We start from the raw sequence: 15054 nt of genomic DNA on the forward strand, positions 1-15054 counted from the left end.
CCGCAGGCTGCGATCTTTTGATCCTGGTTCTAAAGATCAAAAGATCGCAGCCTGCGGCAGCTCCTGCATTAATCACGCGCCAATCGATACATCGCCTTTGTCGATGGTGGCTTCCTTACCTTCGGGGGTAACACCCTTGAATTCGAAAACTGCTTTCAATGTGCTCGCGGTTGGATCCTCCTTGATATCGATCTCGCCACTGACGGCTTTATAAGGGCCCAAGCTATTTTCAGACGACGTTGCGAAAGACATGTAAATGCCTGATTTGCCATTCAGCAGATACTTACCGGCTTTGGTCGTCTCGGGGAACGAAATATTGACCTGGACAAGATCGCTCGGATCCCAGAAGAAGTGAAAGGCCTGGTAGTAAAACGTGCCTCCACTCTGATTAATGGTGACATCTTGGGAGTTGAATGCGTATGACCGGCTTGAGGTCTTGATTTCAGCCTTAAGTTTCCCCGTCACTTTTTTATCGTTTTTCCCGTTGCTCATGGCAGCTTCCCTTTGCAGAACACTGAATGGTTGGTCGAATCCTCTTCAGATTCTCCCGCCAGAGCAGGCAAATCTACTGTCAGACTTGACAGTAGATTTGCCTTTGAATCGGTTATAACCTCGCGGGCGGAAACTTATTTTTTGCTGGAGTGCGGTCGTTTGACCAACTTCATCACCACAACAAAAAACACCGGCACGAAAATCACCGCCAACGTCGCCGTAATCATCCCGCCAATCACCCCGGTACCAATCGCCTGCTGACTCGCCGAACTGGCGCCAGTCGCGATTGCCAACGGCACAACGCCAAGAATGAACGCTAGCGACGTCATCACAATCGGTCGCAGACGTAGGCGTGCCGCCTGCAACGTCGCGTCGATCAGGTCATGGCCTTCGTCATACAGGCTCTTGGCGAACTCGATGATCAGGATCGCGTTCTTCGCCGACAGACCAATAATGGTGATCAGCCCGACCTTGAAGAACACATCGTTGGGCATGCCGCGCAGCGTCACCGCCAGTACCGCGCCGAGCACGCCGAGCGGCACTACGAGCAACACCGAAGTCGGAATCGACCAGCTCTCGTAAAGCGCCGCCAGACACAGGAACACAATCAGCAGCGACAACCCGAGCAGTATCGGCGCCTGACTGCCGGACAAACGTTCCTGCAACGACAGCCCCGTCCACTCCTGACCCAGACCTTTCGGCCCTTGCGCGACCAGACGCTCAATCTCAGCCATGGCCTCACCGGTGCTGTGCCCCGGTGTCGGTTCGCCGGAAATCGCAATCGCCGGATAACCGTTGTAACGCGTCAACTGCGCCGGGCCCTGAATCCATTTGGCCTGGACGAATGCCGACAACGGCACCATTTTTCCGGCGTTGTTGCGCACGTGCATTTTCAGCAGATCATCAACCTGACTGCGTTGATCACCTTCAGCCTGTACCACCACACGCTGCATACGCCCCTGATTGGGGAAGTCATTGATGTACGAGGAACCGACAGCCGTGGACAGCACGTTGCCGATATCCGCAAACGACACACCCAAGGCATTCGCCTGTTTACGGTCGACTTCAAGCTGCACTTGCGGAGCCTCGGCCAATGCGCTTTCGCGCACGTTCATCAACACCGGGCTTTTTTCCGCTGCGGCGAGCAACTCTGTCCGCGCCTGCATCAACGTGGCGTGGCCGAGACCGCCGCGATCCTGCAGGCGGAATTCGAAGCCGCTAGAGGTGCCCAGGCCATCGATTGGCGGCGGCAACACGGCAAACGCCATCGCATCCTTGATCTGGCTAAGGGCGGCGTTGGCGCGGTCAGCAATCGAACTGGCCGAGTCATCGTTGCCACGTTCAGACCAGTCCTTGAGTGTGCTGAACGCCAACGCGGCGTTCTGCCCGCTACCGGAGAAACTGAAGCCGAGAATCACCACGCTGTCGCTGATCCCGGGCTCGCCGGCGTTGTGCGCCTCGAACTGCTCGGCCACTTGCACCGTACGGTTTTTGGTCGCGCCCGGCGGCAACTGGATGTCAGTAATGGTGTAACCCTGATCCTCAACCGGCAGGAACGAAGAGGGCAGGCGCATAAAGCACAGGCCCAGACCCACCAGCAGCACCACGTAAATCAGCAGATAACGACCGGTACGCTTGAGCGCATAGCCGACCCAGCCCTGATAACGCTCGGTCAGTTGCTCGAAGCGGCGGTTGAACCAGCCGAAAAATCCGCTTTTCTCGTGATGCTCGCCCTTGGCAATCGGCTTGAGCAAGGTCGCGCACAGCGCCGGGGTCAGGGTCAGGGCAAGGAACGCCGAGAACAGAATCGAGGTCGCCATCGACAGCGAGAACTGCTGGTAAATCACCCCGACCGAGCCCTGCATAAAGGCCATCGGAATAAACACAGCCACCAGCACCAGCGTAATACCGATGATCGCGCCGGTGATCTGCGTCATCGCTTTGCGCGTGGCCTCCTTGGGCGATAAACCCTCGGTGGCCATGATCCGCTCGACGTTCTCCACCACCACAATGGCGTCGTCGACCAAAATGCCGATGGCCAGCACCATGCCGAACATGGTCAGTACGTTGATCGAAAAGCCTAGCGCCAACATGGTCGCGAAGGTGCCCATCAGAGCGACCGGCACCACCAGCGTCGGGATCAGCGTGTAGCGGATGTTTTGCAGAAACAGGAACATCACCGCAAACACCAGCAGCATCGCCTCGCCCAAGGTGTAAACCACTTTGGTGATCGAGACTTTCACGAATGGCGACGTGTCGTAGGGGATCTTGTATTCCACGCCGGCCGGGAAGTAGCGTGACAGCTCATCCATTTTCGCCCGCACCAGTGTCGCAGTGGCGAGTGCATTGGCGCCCGGCGACAACTGCACGCCGACGGCGGTGGATGGCTTGCCGTTCAAACGCGTGCCGAACTGGTATTCCTGACTGCCGATCTCGACCCGCGCCACATCACCGATGCGCACGGTGGAACCGTCCGGATTGGCCTTGAGCACGATGTCGGCGAATTCTTCCGGCGTCGACAATTGGCCTTTGACCAGAATGGTCGCGGTGATTTCCTGGCTCGACGGGTTCGGCAAATCACCAATGCTACCGGCAGACACCTGTGCATTCTGAGCAGTGATCGCGGCATTAACGTCGGCCGGGGTCAGGTTGAAGCCGATCAGTTTTTGCGGGTCGACCCAAATGCGCATGGCGCGTTCGGCGCCGTACAGCTGCGCCTTGCCGACGCCGTCCAGACGCTTGATCTCGTTCATCACGTTGCGCGCGAGGTAATCGCTGAGCGCTACGTCATCGAGCTTGCCGTCGCTGGACGTCAGGGTGATCAACAGCAGGAAGCCAGAAGAAACCTTCTCCACCTGCAAGCCTTGCTGATTCACCGCTTGTGGCAGACGCGACTCGACCACTTTCAAGCGATTCTGCACGTCAACCTGTGCCAGCTCGGGATTAGTCCCCGGCTGGAACGTGGCTTTGATCGTCGCGCTGCCGAGGCTGCTTTGCGATTCGAAGTACAACAGGTGATCGGCACCGTTGAGTTCTTCTTCGATCAGGCTGACCACGCTTTCATCGACGGTCTGCGCTGAGGCGCCGGGGTACACGGCATAGATTTCGATCTGTGGCGGCGCGACGTCGGGGTACTGCGCCACCGGTAATTGCGGGATGGCCAGCGCGCCGGCCAAGAGGATGAACAACGCGACCACCCAGGCAAACACCGGGCGGTCGATAAAGAACTGCGGCATATAAAAGCGTCCTGCTTACTGACCAGAGGTCTGGGCAAGTGGAAGAGGGGTGTCGTCGATCTGCACTTTCTCGCCGGGACGGGCGTGTTGCAGGCCTTCGATGACAATGCGGTCGCCGGGCTTGAGGCCGCCGGTGACGATCCAGCGATCGTTCTGCACTGCGCCCAGTTGTACCGGTTGCAGGGCGACGCGCATTTGCTCGTCGACCGTCAGCACCTGAGCGATACCGGCGCTGTCACGTTGCACGGCGCGTTGCGGCACGGTCAGGCCATTGGCAATGGTTGCCTGCTCCAGACGCACGCGGACAAAACTGCCCGGCAGCAAATCGAGATCCGGGTTAGGGAATTCGCTGCGCAGGATGATCTGGCCAGTGCCCGGGTCGACGGTGATGTCGGCAAACAGCAATTTGCCCGGCAGCGGATAAAGACTGCCGTCGTCCTGAATCAGCGTGGCTTTAACCTGATCCTGACCGACCTGCTGCAATTGCCCGGAGCGAAACGCACGGCGCAGTTCATTGAGTTCACGGGTCGACTGAGTGACGTCGGCGTGAATCGGGTTGAGCTGCTGAATCAGCGCCAATGGCGTAGTTTCGTTCTGCCCGACCAGTGCGCCTTCCGTCACCAGCGCCCGACCAATACGACCGGAGATCGGCGCAGTGACAGTGGCGTAACCCAGACTCAGCTTCGCTCGTTCCACGGCAGCCTTGTTGGCCGCGACGTCCGCGGCGGTTTGGCGAGCGGTGGCTCGGGCGTTGTCGTAATCCTGAGCACTGATGGCCTTGTCGCCGATCAGCTGCGCATAACGCTGTTCCTGCAACTTGGCCTGAAACGCATTGGCCTCGGCCTTGCGCAGCGCGGCTTCGGCGCTGTCGAGGTCAGCCTTGAACGGCGCCGGGTCGATGCGGAACAGCACCTGACCTTTTTTGACGTCGCTGCCTTCGCGGAAGGTGCGCTCCAGCACCACGCCAGCCACCCGTGCGCGCACCTCGGCGATACGCGGCGCGGCGATGCGGCCACTGAGTTCGCTGCTCAGCGTTAGCGGGCGGGCTTCAAGGGTTTCGATGCGCACCGTGGCCGGCGGCGCCTGTTCTTCGGCGTTCGAAGATGAATCACACGCGCTCAGCGTCAGCGCCAATGCGATCAGGCCGAGCCCGGCCAGCAGTTTGTTCGACATGTACTACCCCCAATATTGATGCCCGCATCCTACGGACAGTCGCCGAGAGTAGCGGTGAAGCTTTGTAGGCGCTGTGTGAAATTGTGTAAGGGTTTTACTCAGGGACGGGTGAGGGCGTATATCCTTTAGCCCTTGAATTTTTTTGTGACGGTTAGATCGCTTTCGCGAGCAGGCTCGCTCCCACATTGGTTTTGTGAACGCCACAACTTCCATGTGGGAGCGAGCCTGCTCGCGAAGAGGGCCTGACATCCACCCCAGCAATATCTGGAACACCCATGCCCAACATCCTCCTGGTCGAAGACGACACCGCCCTCGCCGAACTGATTTCCAGCTACCTCGAACGCAACGGCTACAGCGTCAGCGTCATTGGCCGTGGCGATCACGTGCGTGAACGGGCGCGGATAAATCCGCCGGATCTGGTGATTCTCGACCTGATGCTGCCGGGCCTTGATGGCTTACAGGTCTGTCGCCTGCTGCGCGCCGACTCGGCGACGCTGCCGATCCTGATGCTCACCGCGCGCGATGACAGCCACGATCAAGTGCTCGGTCTGGAAATGGGCGCCGACGATTACGTCACTAAACCGTGCGAGCCGCGCGTCTTGCTCGCCCGCGTCCGTACGTTGTTACGGCGCAGCAGCCTCGGCGAACCGGTGACCGCCAACGACCGCATCCTCATGGGCAATCTGTGCATCGACCTGTCCGAGCGCACCGTGACCTGGCGCGATCAACCGGTGGAGTTGTCGAGCGGCGAATACAACCTGTTGGTGGTGCTGGCCCGGCATGCCGGTGAAGTGTTGAGTCGCGACCAGATTCTGCAACGCCTGCGCGGCATCGAATTCAACGGCACCGATCGTTCGGTGGACGTGGCGATTTCCAAGTTGCGTCGCAAGTTTGATGACCACGCCGGCGAGGCGCGCAAGATCAAAACCGTGTGGGGCAAGGGTTACCTGTTCAGCCGTTCGGAATGGGAATGTTGAGCTGATGATTCGCATCCTGTTTCGCCTGTATCTGGTGACGATCATCTCGTACAGCGCGGCGATTTATCTGGTGCCGGATCTGGTGGTGATGGCGTTCCGCGAACGCTTTGTCACCTACAACCTCGATTATTCCCGTGGTCTGCAATCGTTGATCACCAAGCAGTTCCGCGCCGTACCGCAAGATCAGTGGCCGGCGCTGGCGCAGTCGATGGACAAAGACTTTCAGCCGCTGCACATCGTCCTCGCCCGTATCGACAGCGCCGACTTCACTGCCATCGAGCAGGAACGCCTGCGCCGTGGTGAAAACGTCGTGCGCATCGGTGATTGGGGCTGGCGCACGCTGGCGGTGGCGCCGCTCAATGACGACGTTGCGGTGCAAATGGTGGTGCCGCCGGATCCGATGGACGTCAACTTGTTGTACTGGAGCATCAACGTGCTGATCGGTGCGTCGTTGCTCGCATGCCTGTTGCTCTGGTTGCGCCCGCACTGGCGCGATCTCGAGCGCCTCAAGGGCACCGCCGAACGTTTCGGCAAGGGCCATTTGAGCGAACGTACGAAGATCGCCCGCAGCTCGAACATCGGCAGTCTGGCCAATGTTTTCGACACCATGGCCGGCGACATAGAGAACCTGCTCAATCAGCAACGTGACCTGCTCAACGCGGTGTCCCACGAACTGCGCACACCGTTGACGCGTCTGGATTTCGGCCTTGCGTTGGCCTTGTCCGATGATTTGCCGGCCGCCAGCCGCGAACGTCTGCAAGGGCTGGTCGCGCACATTCGTGAACTCGATGAACTGGTGCTGGAGTTGCTCTCCTACAGCCGCTTGCAGAACCCGGCGCAGTTGCCGGAACAGGTCGAAGTCTCGCTGGATGAGTTTATCGACAGTATTTTGGGCAGTGTCGATGAGGAACTGGAATCGCCGGAAATCGTCATCGACGTGTTGTTGCACGGGCAGCTTGAGCGTTTTTCGCTGGATCCGCGCCTGACTGCCAGGGCGATCCAGAACCTGCTGCGCAACGCCATGCGTTATTGCGAGAAACGCATTCAGATTGGCGTGCAGGTCAAGGATGAAGGTTGCGAAATCTGGGTCGACGATGACGGTATCGGGATTCCCGATGACGAGCGTGAGCGGATTTTCGAGCCGTTCTATCGCCTTGACCGCAGTCGTGATCGCGCTACGGGCGGATTTGGTCTCGGACTGGCAATCAGTCGTCGGGCACTGGAAGCGCAGGGCGGTTCTCTGACGGTAGAGGCTTCGCCGTTGGGCGGCGCTCGCTTTCGACTTTGGTTGCCTTCATTCAAGTGATTTTTGTCGGCGGTTGACCGCTGGTTGTTTAAACACCCCTGTCAGATCTGACAGTTGCGGCCTTTGGTGTTAGGGGATTTGATGAAAGGGACAGGTTACTGCCCTGATCAATCCCGTCTCCTCGCAAAGGACTGAAGCCGATGGCCGCGCCAACTCTCGACAAGCCTATTGTTCCCGGAATGAAAGAACCGGTGACCGCACCGCAACCGGTCGATGGCGCCGTACAACTTGCGCTGACTCAGCTCAATCCCGAAGGCGTGAAAGTATTCATCGAGCCATCGTTGAGCACAGTGGCAAATGATTCGCTGCTGTTGCGTCTGAACGGTGCGGTGGTTGATAAAAAAGTTATTGCAGCAGGAGAGGAGAGCCAGCCAGCGACTTTGTTTGTGCCTGCGAAGCAGTGGAAGGACGGGGTAAACACGCTTGAGTACGGCTTTGAGCGCGCCGGGGTCGAGCACGCAACCTCCCATCCGTTACTGCTTTGGTTCCACAGCAAGCGCCCAGGCGGTGTGGATTTCGATCCGGGTAACGAGGGGCACTCGGAGCTGGCGCTGGAGATCGCGCAGTCAATCCGCGATGAAGGGGTGAACGCCGACCGTGCGCGCGATGGCGTCAACGTAAGTGTTTTTTATCCGCTGATGAGGCCGTTCGATACGATCCTGCTCGATTGCAACGGCGTGGTTTTGAAGCACGTAGTGAATCAGGCGGAGGCCGACAGCGGCCTGCCAGTGGCAATGACCATCGATGAAGCGACGTTCATTGCTGCGGGCGATCATCCGGACTTCCCGCTGAGTTACACCGTGTACGACTGTGCCGGGAACGGCCCGGACACCAACAATCCCGATTCAGCGGTGCAACACATCTATGTGAGTCTAAAGGGCAATTGGTACGACCCACCGATTGTCAGTGAAGACCCGAACGATGCCGAGGATGACCCGGACACAATTGATTTGAGCAAGCTGGACGGCAATCCGGCCACTGCGCAGATTTATGTGCCGCGCAGTTGGTTGAAGGACGATGCAATCCACTTGCGCTGCACATTCCGCCCTGCCAGTGGCGACGAAGAAGCCTTGACCCTGATCGAGACAATCAAGAACACGCCGTTCATGTATGCGATTCCTGTGCCCTATGCGCACTTCGCTGCGGCGGCAGGCGGCAAAGCCATTTTTCACTACACACGGGTGAGCGGCGGTGTCTCGCTGGATCGTTCAGAAACGCTGACAATCACCATTACGGGTTCAGCGGCCTCTGAACTGAAACCGCCAACGCTGGTCGGCGCCGGCAGCGAAATTGAACCGCTGGCATTTCCGGACGGCGTTACTGCGCGCGTGGACTACCCGGATGCACAGGACGGAGATCAGGCACGCTTGGTGGTCGAGGGAAGGCCGCTGCTGGGTTCTCCGGTATTTGCACCCATCGGCTTCAATAAAAACAAGCGTGCCAACTTTTTGCTCAAGCCCGCAGTACTGGCTGCCAATCACGGTAGAACCGTCAAGCTTTACTGGGAATTGTTGCGCGCTGGAGGTTCACAACCATCAGTCGCCGCTGACGTCATCGTGCAGCCAATCGCGCACGGCCACTGGCCGCTGCCAGTACCTCGCATCGCCCAAGCCTTGGGTGACACGCTGGACATGGGGGCCTTCATCGGCCCCGCTCAGGCGGTCTGTAAGCCGTGGGCAGCGATGGCGGCCGGCCAATTACGCTGGTTTCGCCTGATCGGCATTGATCGCAGCGGTTCGCCGTACGAAATCCTGATTGCCAACGGAGCACCTGTGACGGCGCCCGAAGTGCTTGTAGGTCTGGACAATACGTTGCCCCGCGCAGAGCTTGAGAGATTCAAACCGGGCAGTGCGGTCACGCTGGAGTTGAAGGTGACTTTCGACGGAAGCAATGACGAGAGTGCGGCCGTGACGTACAAGACCATCGACTACAAAGTCTTCGACTCTCCCGCCACGCTGCTGGAGGACTTCACCAGCGCCAGCCCACAAGCGGTGAAACAGGGAGGCGTCATGGAAACGTCGAACCTCAAATTCACCTTCCAGTCGGGCGACGGCGAATGCGCAATCATGCAGCGTTCCGACATCGGCGAATCATTCCCCGGCCAGATCGAAGGCCAAGTGCTGAGCATTGGTCGCGATGCGTTTAATCCGAAACCGGTCGTCGTAGAACTGGAATTGAAGAAGGCCTGTTCAAAAATCAGCTTCTATCATGTGAGTGTCAACTTCGGTGACAGCTATGCGGAATATTTCGCCGCTGACGGAGCGCTGCTCGGCAGCCAATTCCTCGGGGCTTCATACAGCACTCCGGTAGGGGTTTCGTTCGCCGCAGCGGGAATCAAGTTCGTCAAGATTACGTGTCCGACCGGAGACTGGTTCAGCCTCGACAACGTTAGAGTCGAGTACTGATCAGTGACTTGGCCATCCCTGCCAGCTCGGAGGGGGGGTTGTAACCGATGAGCATCCAGGCATGTTCGCGTTCGGTCCAATAGACGACGTTCATGTTGTGCCGGTGTTCCTGGGCGATTGGCCGACTGCCGCTGTTCGATCGCGTCACACACAGCGCCAGCGGCCCGTATTTGGCGTCAAGATAGACGATCTGCGCGATCGGCACGCCGTCGTATTCGAGGACTTGCGCGCGCCTGAATTCGGCGCCGGGCAGCTTCAGTTTTGCCGTTGAAAGATTCAGCCCCAAGCGCTTGTCTACGGTCTGCAGTTGCGCCCGTTGCGCAGCGTCGTCGGTGGGCAGGTGCGCGAGCGTTTGCGGCACGTACAGCGCCATGTAGTCACTGACCAGTTCACGCCAGTTGTGCGATTGTTTCGCTTGCCAACCGAGCACCACGCGGTCAGCCAGTACGCCTGCGCCGACAAGCGCTGCCGCCGCCGCGCCGATGAACCAGCGTCGACTTATTCCCGGACGTTCTGGCGACGCGATCGCATCAAGCCGCGCCTGCAAACGCTCCGTCGGTGCTTGTTGTGCGAGTTCGTCGTAGGCGTTTTTGTACGGCAGGTTGCTGCGGGCGAGCCATTGCACGCGCAGATTTAGCAGCGGGTCATCAGCGATGGCGTCGTCGAGTTGGCGCCGGTAGTCCGCGTCGAGCTCATCGTCCAGATAGGCTACAAGTTGCTCATCCGAAGGCGTGTTCATGGGCGATCTCCTTCGGTGGCTTTCGGTACGGCTTGCAGCGGCGGATATTCGGCGAGTTTCAGCCGCGCGGTGGCGAGGCGGCTCATCACCGTGCCAATCGGCACTTGCAGGATCTCGGCGACTTCGCGGTAAGACAAGCCTTCGACGTAGGCCAGATACACGGTTTCGCGCTGGGTTTCGGGCAACGCATCTACGCGGCGAATCACTTGCGCAGCCATCACGTGCGTCTGCGCCGCGTACTCGCCATCAAACGCCAGTTGACCGTCGGCATCGACCTGGCCGGCGCCGTTGCGTACCCGGCGGGCGCGCACTTCATTCAGCCAGATCGAATGCAGAATGCTCAACAGCCAGCGATCCATGCGCGTGCCCGCCGCGTATTGAGCAGAACGCTCCAATGCCCGCACACACGTCGCCTGCACCAGATCCTCGGCGACATGCCGATTGCGCGACAGCAGCAAACCGTAGCGCCACAATCGCGCCAGATGCTGTCCGAGTTCCGCTCTGAATGCCTGATCGCTGACGATGATGGCCTCCGCTGTGATAGGTCAGGTTTTCGATGAGTCGTTGATGGCTTGCGCCAGATCCTGATATTCCTCGCAGGACGTGCCGCAAATCGATTTGATCTGCTGCAACTGTTCTTGCGCCAGGTCGACGCGGCCTTTGATCACATAGGCTTCGCCGAGGTATTCGCGCACTTGCGCGTACTGCGGATCGAGTTTCACCGATTGCAGGTAATAGCCGATGCCTTCGTCGGTGCGCCCCAATTTGCGCGTGGCGTAACCGCGATAATTGAGGGCTTTGGCGGTGTTCGGTTGTTGCAGTGTGTCGAGCAGTGCCAGGGCTTCTTCGTAGCGCCCGTCCTTGGCCAGTCGATAGGCGTAGTCGGTGCGATCCGCGTCCGGCAACAGGCTGCTGGTTTGCAGCACGCATTTCTGCGATTTGCTGTCCCAGACCTGGCCTTTCGGGCATTCGGGCTTCTTCACCGGCTCGTCTTCATCACCGTTGGCGAAGGCCAAATGGCTGGACATCGCGGCGACCAGCAGCAACGGGGCGGCGAACATAACGGAACGGATAGTCATGGGCAAGGCTCCACAGGGGGTTATGTTTCACTTTGAACACCACAGCGTGAAATTTTATTCATTGCTTTGTCAGTGACTGTTCAAGTGAGGCACAAATTCCGGCGCTATGCTCGTGAGCGTCTGCCGTTGATCCGAAGCTCTGCCATATAGGGGACTGCCATGAACGATCAGCTCCATCACGCCACTGGCGGCTACAAAACCGCTGCCGACACCTACGTCAAAGGACGCCCGGATTACCCGCCACAAGTCAGCGACTGGCTGAGCGCAACGTTGGGGCTGGATAATCACCAAACCGTGATCGATCTGGGCGCCGGTACCGGCAAGTTCACTGGCCGGTTGCTAGCGACGGGCGCGCAGGTGATTGCCGTTGAACCGGTGGCGCAGATGCTGGAAAAACTCGCCGATGCCTGGCCGCAGGTGCTGGCTGTACACGGCACCGCGACCGATTTGCCCTTGCCGGATGCTTCGGTGGATGTGGTGGTCTGTGCGCAGGCCTTTCACTGGTTCGCCAGTAAAGAGGCGCTGACGGAAATCGCTCGGGTGCTCAAACCCGGCGGCCGGCTGGGACTGATCTGGAACCTGCGTGATACGCGGGTCAGTTGGGTGCCGAAACTGGACGCCATCGTTAACGCACTGGAGGGCGATACGCCGCGTTACTACACCAGTGAATGGCGCAAAGCATTTCCGCATCCGGCGTTTGGGCCGTTGCAGGTGCAGCAGTTTCACAATGGGCATACCGGGTCGGCGGAGGATGTGCTGTTCAACCGGGTGCGTTCGACCAGTTTTATTGCCTCGCTGCCAGAGGCGCAGCGGGCGAGGGTGGATGAGCAGATTCGCGCTTTGATCCAGTCTGAGCCGGAGCTGCGGGGCCGGGATGTGGTGACGGTTCCCTACGAAACCGCAGCCTTCGTGACACGCAAGTCCCCGTAGGAGCTGCCGCAGGCTGCGATCTTTTGATCCTGTCTTTTTAAAAACAACAGCAAAAGATCGCAGCCTGCGGGGTGGAGGGTCGCAGTACATCTCTTCAAGTCAGTCCCGCATTTGTCCGAACCGCCACCGTGATGCCTTGTTATAGTTCGGGCCTCATTTTCTGCCCGGTAAAGGATCACTGCCATGACTCAATACTCCGCCTTCAGCGTCGAACTGGCCGACAACATCGCCCATGTGCAGATCAATCGCCCGGAAAAGATCAACTCGATGAACGCGGCGTTCTGGAGTGAGATCGTCGAGATCTTCCAGTGGATCGACGACACCGACGAAGTGCGCGTGGTGGTGCTCAGCGGCAACGGTAAACATTTCTCCTCGGGCATCGATTTGATGATGCTCGCCGGCGTCGCCAATGAACTGGGCAAGGACGTCGGCCGCAACGCGCGCCTGCTGCGGCGCAAAATCCTCACCCTGCAAGCCTCGTTCAACGCCGTCGACAACTGCCGCAAACCGGTGCTCGCGGCGATTCAGGGTTACTGCCTGGGCGGTGCGATCGACCTGATCGCTGCCTGCGACATGCGTTACGCCGCCGAAGACGCGCAGTTCTCAATCAAGGAAATCGATATCGGCATGGCCGCCGATGTTGGCACTTTGCAACGGTTGCCACGGATCATCGGTGACGGCATGCTGCGTGAGCTGGCCTACACCGGTCGCACCTTCGGCGCAGAAGAGGCGCGCAGCATTGGCCTGGTCAATCGCGTCTACAGCGACAAAGACACGCTGCTCGAAGGCGTGCTCGACATCGCTCGCGAAATCGCCTCGAAGTCGCCGATTGCGGTCACCGGCACCAAGGAAATGATCAGCTACATGCGCGACCATCGCATCGACGACGGCCTCGAATACGTTGCCACCTGGAATGCCGCCATGCTGCAGTCCACCGACTTGCGCGTGGCCATGGCCGCCCATATGAGCAAACAGAAACCCGAATTCCTGGACTGAGAAACCATGACAGCTCGCTGGACCACTGCAGTACTCGACACCGATCAACCGGGCGGCTGGGCCGTGGCGCGCAGCCCGGAAGGCTTTCTGTTCGATGACAACGGCGCGCTGTTCCCCCGGGAATGGCTCAAGCGTCAGGACTTGTCAGTCCTCACCGAGCACGGCATTGGCCATCTCGACGGCGAGCCGGTGTATCTGTTGGAGTTGCGCAGCGCCAGCGAGGTGCCGGGGTGCATCTGGAAAGGTCTGCGGGCGTTCATGCTCGAGGGCGATCACACAATCTACAAAGTGCTGGGTTACGCCGCGCAGATTGGCACTTGGGCGCGCGAGCATCGATTCTGCGGAAACTGCGGACAGGCAATGACGCAGGTGCCGCGCGAGCGGGCGATGTATTGCCAGCCGTGCGACCTGCGCAGTTATCCGCGTATTTCGCCGAGCATGATTGTGCTGATCACTCGCGGTGACGAGATTCTGCTGGCCCGCTCACCGCGTTTCGTCACCGGGGTTTACAGCACGCTGGCCGGGTTTGCCGAGCCGGGCGAGTCGGCGGAGGAATGCCTGATTCGGGAAGTGCGCGAAGAAGTGCAGATCGAGGTGAAGAACATCGAGTATCTGGGCAGCCAGTGCTGGCCGTTCCCGCATTCGATGATGCTCGGCTTCCATGCCGAATACGCCGGTGGCGAGATTGTCTGTCAGGAAGACGAGATCGAGGACGCCCAGTGGTTCAACGTGCACGACCTGCCGCCGTTGCCAGCGTCCAAGTCGATTGCCCGTTACCTGATCGACGTCTACGTGGCGCGGCGCTTAGGCCACGCTGAACCAGTGCTGCCAGGCTAGGCGCACGGTCAAACCCAGCACCACGGTAATGAACACCGGGCGAATGAATTTGGCGCCGCCGCTGATCGCGGTGCGCGCGCCAAAGAACGCGCCGACCATCACCGACAGGCCCATGCTCAGGCCGATGATCCAGTCCACCTGCCCGGAAAACACGAACACCGACAGCGCCGCAATGTTGCTGACGAAGTTCATGCTGCGCGCCACGCCGCTGGCCTTGACCAAATCGATGGGGTACAGCAGCAGGCTGCTCACCGTCCAGAACGCGCCGGTACCGGGGCCGGCGACACCGTCGTAGAAACCGAGGCTGAAGCCTTGGGTCGATTGCCATTTCTTTTTGATCGGCGCGTCGCTGTCCAGCGGTGCTTTTGGCGTGCCGCCGAACAATAGGTACAGGCCGCAAGCGAAGACGATCACCGGGAGCATCTTGTTCAGCCATTCAGCCGGCAGGTAATGGGCGACGACGGCACCGGTCAATGCGCCGACCAGTGTGCCGACAATGGCGTGAACCCATTGCCTTGGATGGAACAACTTGCGGCGGTAGAAGGTGAAACTGGCGGTCGCCGAGCCGAATGTTGAGCTGAGTTTGTTGGTGCCCAACACCAGGTGCGGCGGCAGGCCAGCGGTGAGCAACGCGGGTGTGGTCAACAGACCGCCACCGCCGGCGATGGCGTCGATGAAACCGGCAACGAAAGCGACAAGGGCGAGAATCGCCAGGGTGGTGAGGTCAACGCTGAGTTCGAAAGGCATGGAATCGGCTTATTCGGCAGGGCGCAGAACGGGAGCTGCGGGGAGGGCGGTTATGTTACCTGTATCCAACTGTTGCGGCGACCCGTAAGACCCAATCGCGAGCAGGCTCACTCCTACAGGGGAATGCATTTCAAATG

The 15054-nt window shown here is 59.5% G+C and carries 13 protein-coding genes; 6 read left to right on the forward strand and 7 right to left on the reverse strand.

Annotated elements, in window-relative coordinates; genetic code table 11:
- Positions 1–72: 72 nt before the first annotated feature.
- The 3 genes from QMX93_RS25795 to QMX93_RS25805 all read right to left on the reverse strand — a co-directional run bounded on the left by QMX93_RS25795 (position 73) and on the right by QMX93_RS25805 (position 4901).
- On the reverse strand, positions 73–492 hold the full coding sequence (locus QMX93_RS25795) for a hypothetical protein (protein ID WP_282358402.1): 420 nt from the start codon (positions 490–492) through the stop codon (positions 73–75).
- Between the two features lie 134 nt (positions 493–626).
- Positions 627–3728 carry an efflux RND transporter permease subunit gene (locus tag QMX93_RS25800; protein WP_282358403.1) on the reverse strand — a complete coding sequence of 1034 codons (3102 nt, stop codon included), beginning with the start codon at positions 3726–3728 and terminating at the stop codon, positions 627–629.
- 15 nt (positions 3729–3743) lie between these two features.
- Complete coding sequence (locus QMX93_RS25805; protein ID WP_282358404.1) at positions 3744–4901, reverse strand: efflux RND transporter periplasmic adaptor subunit; 1158 nt, start codon at positions 4899–4901, stop codon at positions 3744–3746.
- Positions 4902–5176: 275 nt separating this feature from the next.
- On the opposite strand from QMX93_RS25805, the gene QMX93_RS25810 reads away from it, so the two are divergent.
- The 3 genes from QMX93_RS25810 (at position 5177) to QMX93_RS25820 (ending at position 9589) form a co-directional block, all read left to right on the forward strand.
- Positions 5177–5878 (forward strand): response regulator transcription factor, encoded by a 702-nt coding sequence (locus QMX93_RS25810; protein ID WP_053120306.1) that lies wholly within the window; start codon positions 5177–5179, stop codon positions 5876–5878.
- 4 nt (positions 5879–5882) lie between these two features.
- The gene (locus tag QMX93_RS25815) at positions 5883–7184 is read left to right on the forward strand and encodes an ATP-binding protein (RefSeq protein WP_282358405.1); all 1302 of its coding nucleotides are present in this window, start codon (positions 5883–5885) and stop codon (positions 7182–7184) included.
- Between the two features lie 257 nt (positions 7185–7441).
- A complete protein-coding gene (locus QMX93_RS25820) occupies positions 7442–9589 on the forward strand; it encodes a hypothetical protein (protein WP_282358406.1) in 2148 nt (715 codons plus the stop codon).
- Here QMX93_RS25820 and QMX93_RS25825 read toward each other — a convergent pair.
- The 3 genes from QMX93_RS25825 to QMX93_RS25835 all read right to left on the reverse strand — a co-directional run bounded on the left by QMX93_RS25825 (position 9573) and on the right by QMX93_RS25835 (position 11407).
- Positions 9573–10328 carry a transcriptional regulator gene (locus QMX93_RS25825; RefSeq protein ID WP_282358407.1) on the reverse strand — a complete coding sequence of 252 codons (756 nt, stop codon included), beginning with the start codon at positions 10326–10328 and terminating at the stop codon, positions 9573–9575. The genes QMX93_RS25820 and QMX93_RS25825 overlap by 17 nt on opposite strands.
- Positions 10325–10801 carry a sigma-70 family RNA polymerase sigma factor gene (locus QMX93_RS25830; RefSeq protein WP_256218852.1) on the reverse strand — a complete coding sequence of 159 codons (477 nt, stop codon included), beginning with the start codon at positions 10799–10801 and terminating at the stop codon, positions 10325–10327. Before QMX93_RS25830 ends, QMX93_RS25825 begins: the two co-directional genes overlap by 4 nt.
- A 72-nt stretch (positions 10802–10873) precedes the next feature.
- Entirely contained in the window at positions 10874–11407 is a 534-nt protein-coding gene (locus QMX93_RS25835) for a tetratricopeptide repeat protein (RefSeq protein WP_159815816.1), read from the reverse strand.
- Positions 11408–11566: 159 nt separating this feature from the next.
- Between QMX93_RS25835 and QMX93_RS25840 the strand changes: the two genes are divergently transcribed.
- The 3 genes from QMX93_RS25840 (at position 11567) to nudC (ending at position 14170) form a co-directional block, all read left to right on the forward strand.
- Complete coding sequence (locus QMX93_RS25840) at positions 11567–12337, forward strand: class I SAM-dependent methyltransferase (protein ID WP_282358408.1); 771 nt, start codon at positions 11567–11569, stop codon at positions 12335–12337.
- 183 nt (positions 12338–12520) lie between these two features.
- Positions 12521–13333, forward strand: coding sequence for a crotonase/enoyl-CoA hydratase family protein (locus QMX93_RS25845; RefSeq protein ID WP_282358409.1), 813 nt, complete (start codon positions 12521–12523; stop codon positions 13331–13333).
- 6 nt (positions 13334–13339) lie between these two features.
- Positions 13340–14170: an NAD(+) diphosphatase gene (gene nudC / locus QMX93_RS25850; RefSeq protein WP_159815813.1), complete on the forward strand. Its 831-nt coding sequence runs from the start codon at positions 13340–13342 to the stop codon at positions 14168–14170.
- Here nudC and QMX93_RS25855 read toward each other — a convergent pair.
- Positions 14138–14917: a TSUP family transporter gene (locus tag QMX93_RS25855; RefSeq protein ID WP_053120291.1), complete on the reverse strand. Its 780-nt coding sequence runs from the start codon at positions 14915–14917 to the stop codon at positions 14138–14140. The genes nudC and QMX93_RS25855 overlap by 33 nt on opposite strands.
- Positions 14918–15054: the final 137 nt, after the last annotated feature.

The organism is Pseudomonas sp. PS01303, assembly GCF_029959385.1.
GTDB classification, from domain to species: domain Bacteria; phylum Pseudomonadota; class Gammaproteobacteria; order Pseudomonadales; family Pseudomonadaceae; genus Aquipseudomonas; species Aquipseudomonas rustica.

What these genes read in the sequence shown, in the direction of transcription:
- QMX93_RS25795 (WP_282358402.1), bottom strand. Translation starts at nt 492, where the DNA reads ATGAGCAACGGGAAAAACGATAAAAAAGTGACGGGGAAACTTAAGGCT.
- QMX93_RS25800 (WP_282358403.1), bottom strand. Translation starts at nt 3,728, where the DNA reads ATGCCGCAGTTCTTTATCGACCGCCCGGTGTTTGCCTGGGTGGTCGCG.
- QMX93_RS25805 (WP_282358404.1), bottom strand. Translation starts at nt 4,901, where the DNA reads ATGTCGAACAAACTGCTGGCCGGGCTCGGCCTGATCGCATTGGCGCTG.
- QMX93_RS25810 (WP_053120306.1), top strand. Translation starts at nt 5,177, where the DNA reads ATGCCCAACATCCTCCTGGTCGAAGACGACACCGCCCTCGCCGAACTG.
- QMX93_RS25815 (WP_282358405.1), top strand. Translation starts at nt 5,883, where the DNA reads ATGATTCGCATCCTGTTTCGCCTGTATCTGGTGACGATCATCTCGTAC.
- QMX93_RS25825 (WP_282358407.1), bottom strand. Translation starts at nt 10,328, where the DNA reads ATGAACACGCCTTCGGATGAGCAACTTGTAGCCTATCTGGACGATGAG.
- QMX93_RS25835 (WP_159815816.1), bottom strand. Translation starts at nt 11,407, where the DNA reads ATGACTATCCGTTCCGTTATGTTCGCCGCCCCGTTGCTGCTGGTCGCC.
- QMX93_RS25840 (WP_282358408.1), top strand. Translation starts at nt 11,567, where the DNA reads ATGAACGATCAGCTCCATCACGCCACTGGCGGCTACAAAACCGCTGCC.
- QMX93_RS25845 (WP_282358409.1), top strand. Translation starts at nt 12,521, where the DNA reads ATGACTCAATACTCCGCCTTCAGCGTCGAACTGGCCGACAACATCGCC.
- nudC (WP_159815813.1), top strand. Translation starts at nt 13,340, where the DNA reads ATGACAGCTCGCTGGACCACTGCAGTACTCGACACCGATCAACCGGGC.
- QMX93_RS25855 (WP_053120291.1), bottom strand. Translation starts at nt 14,917, where the DNA reads ATGCCTTTCGAACTCAGCGTTGACCTCACCACCCTGGCGATTCTCGCC.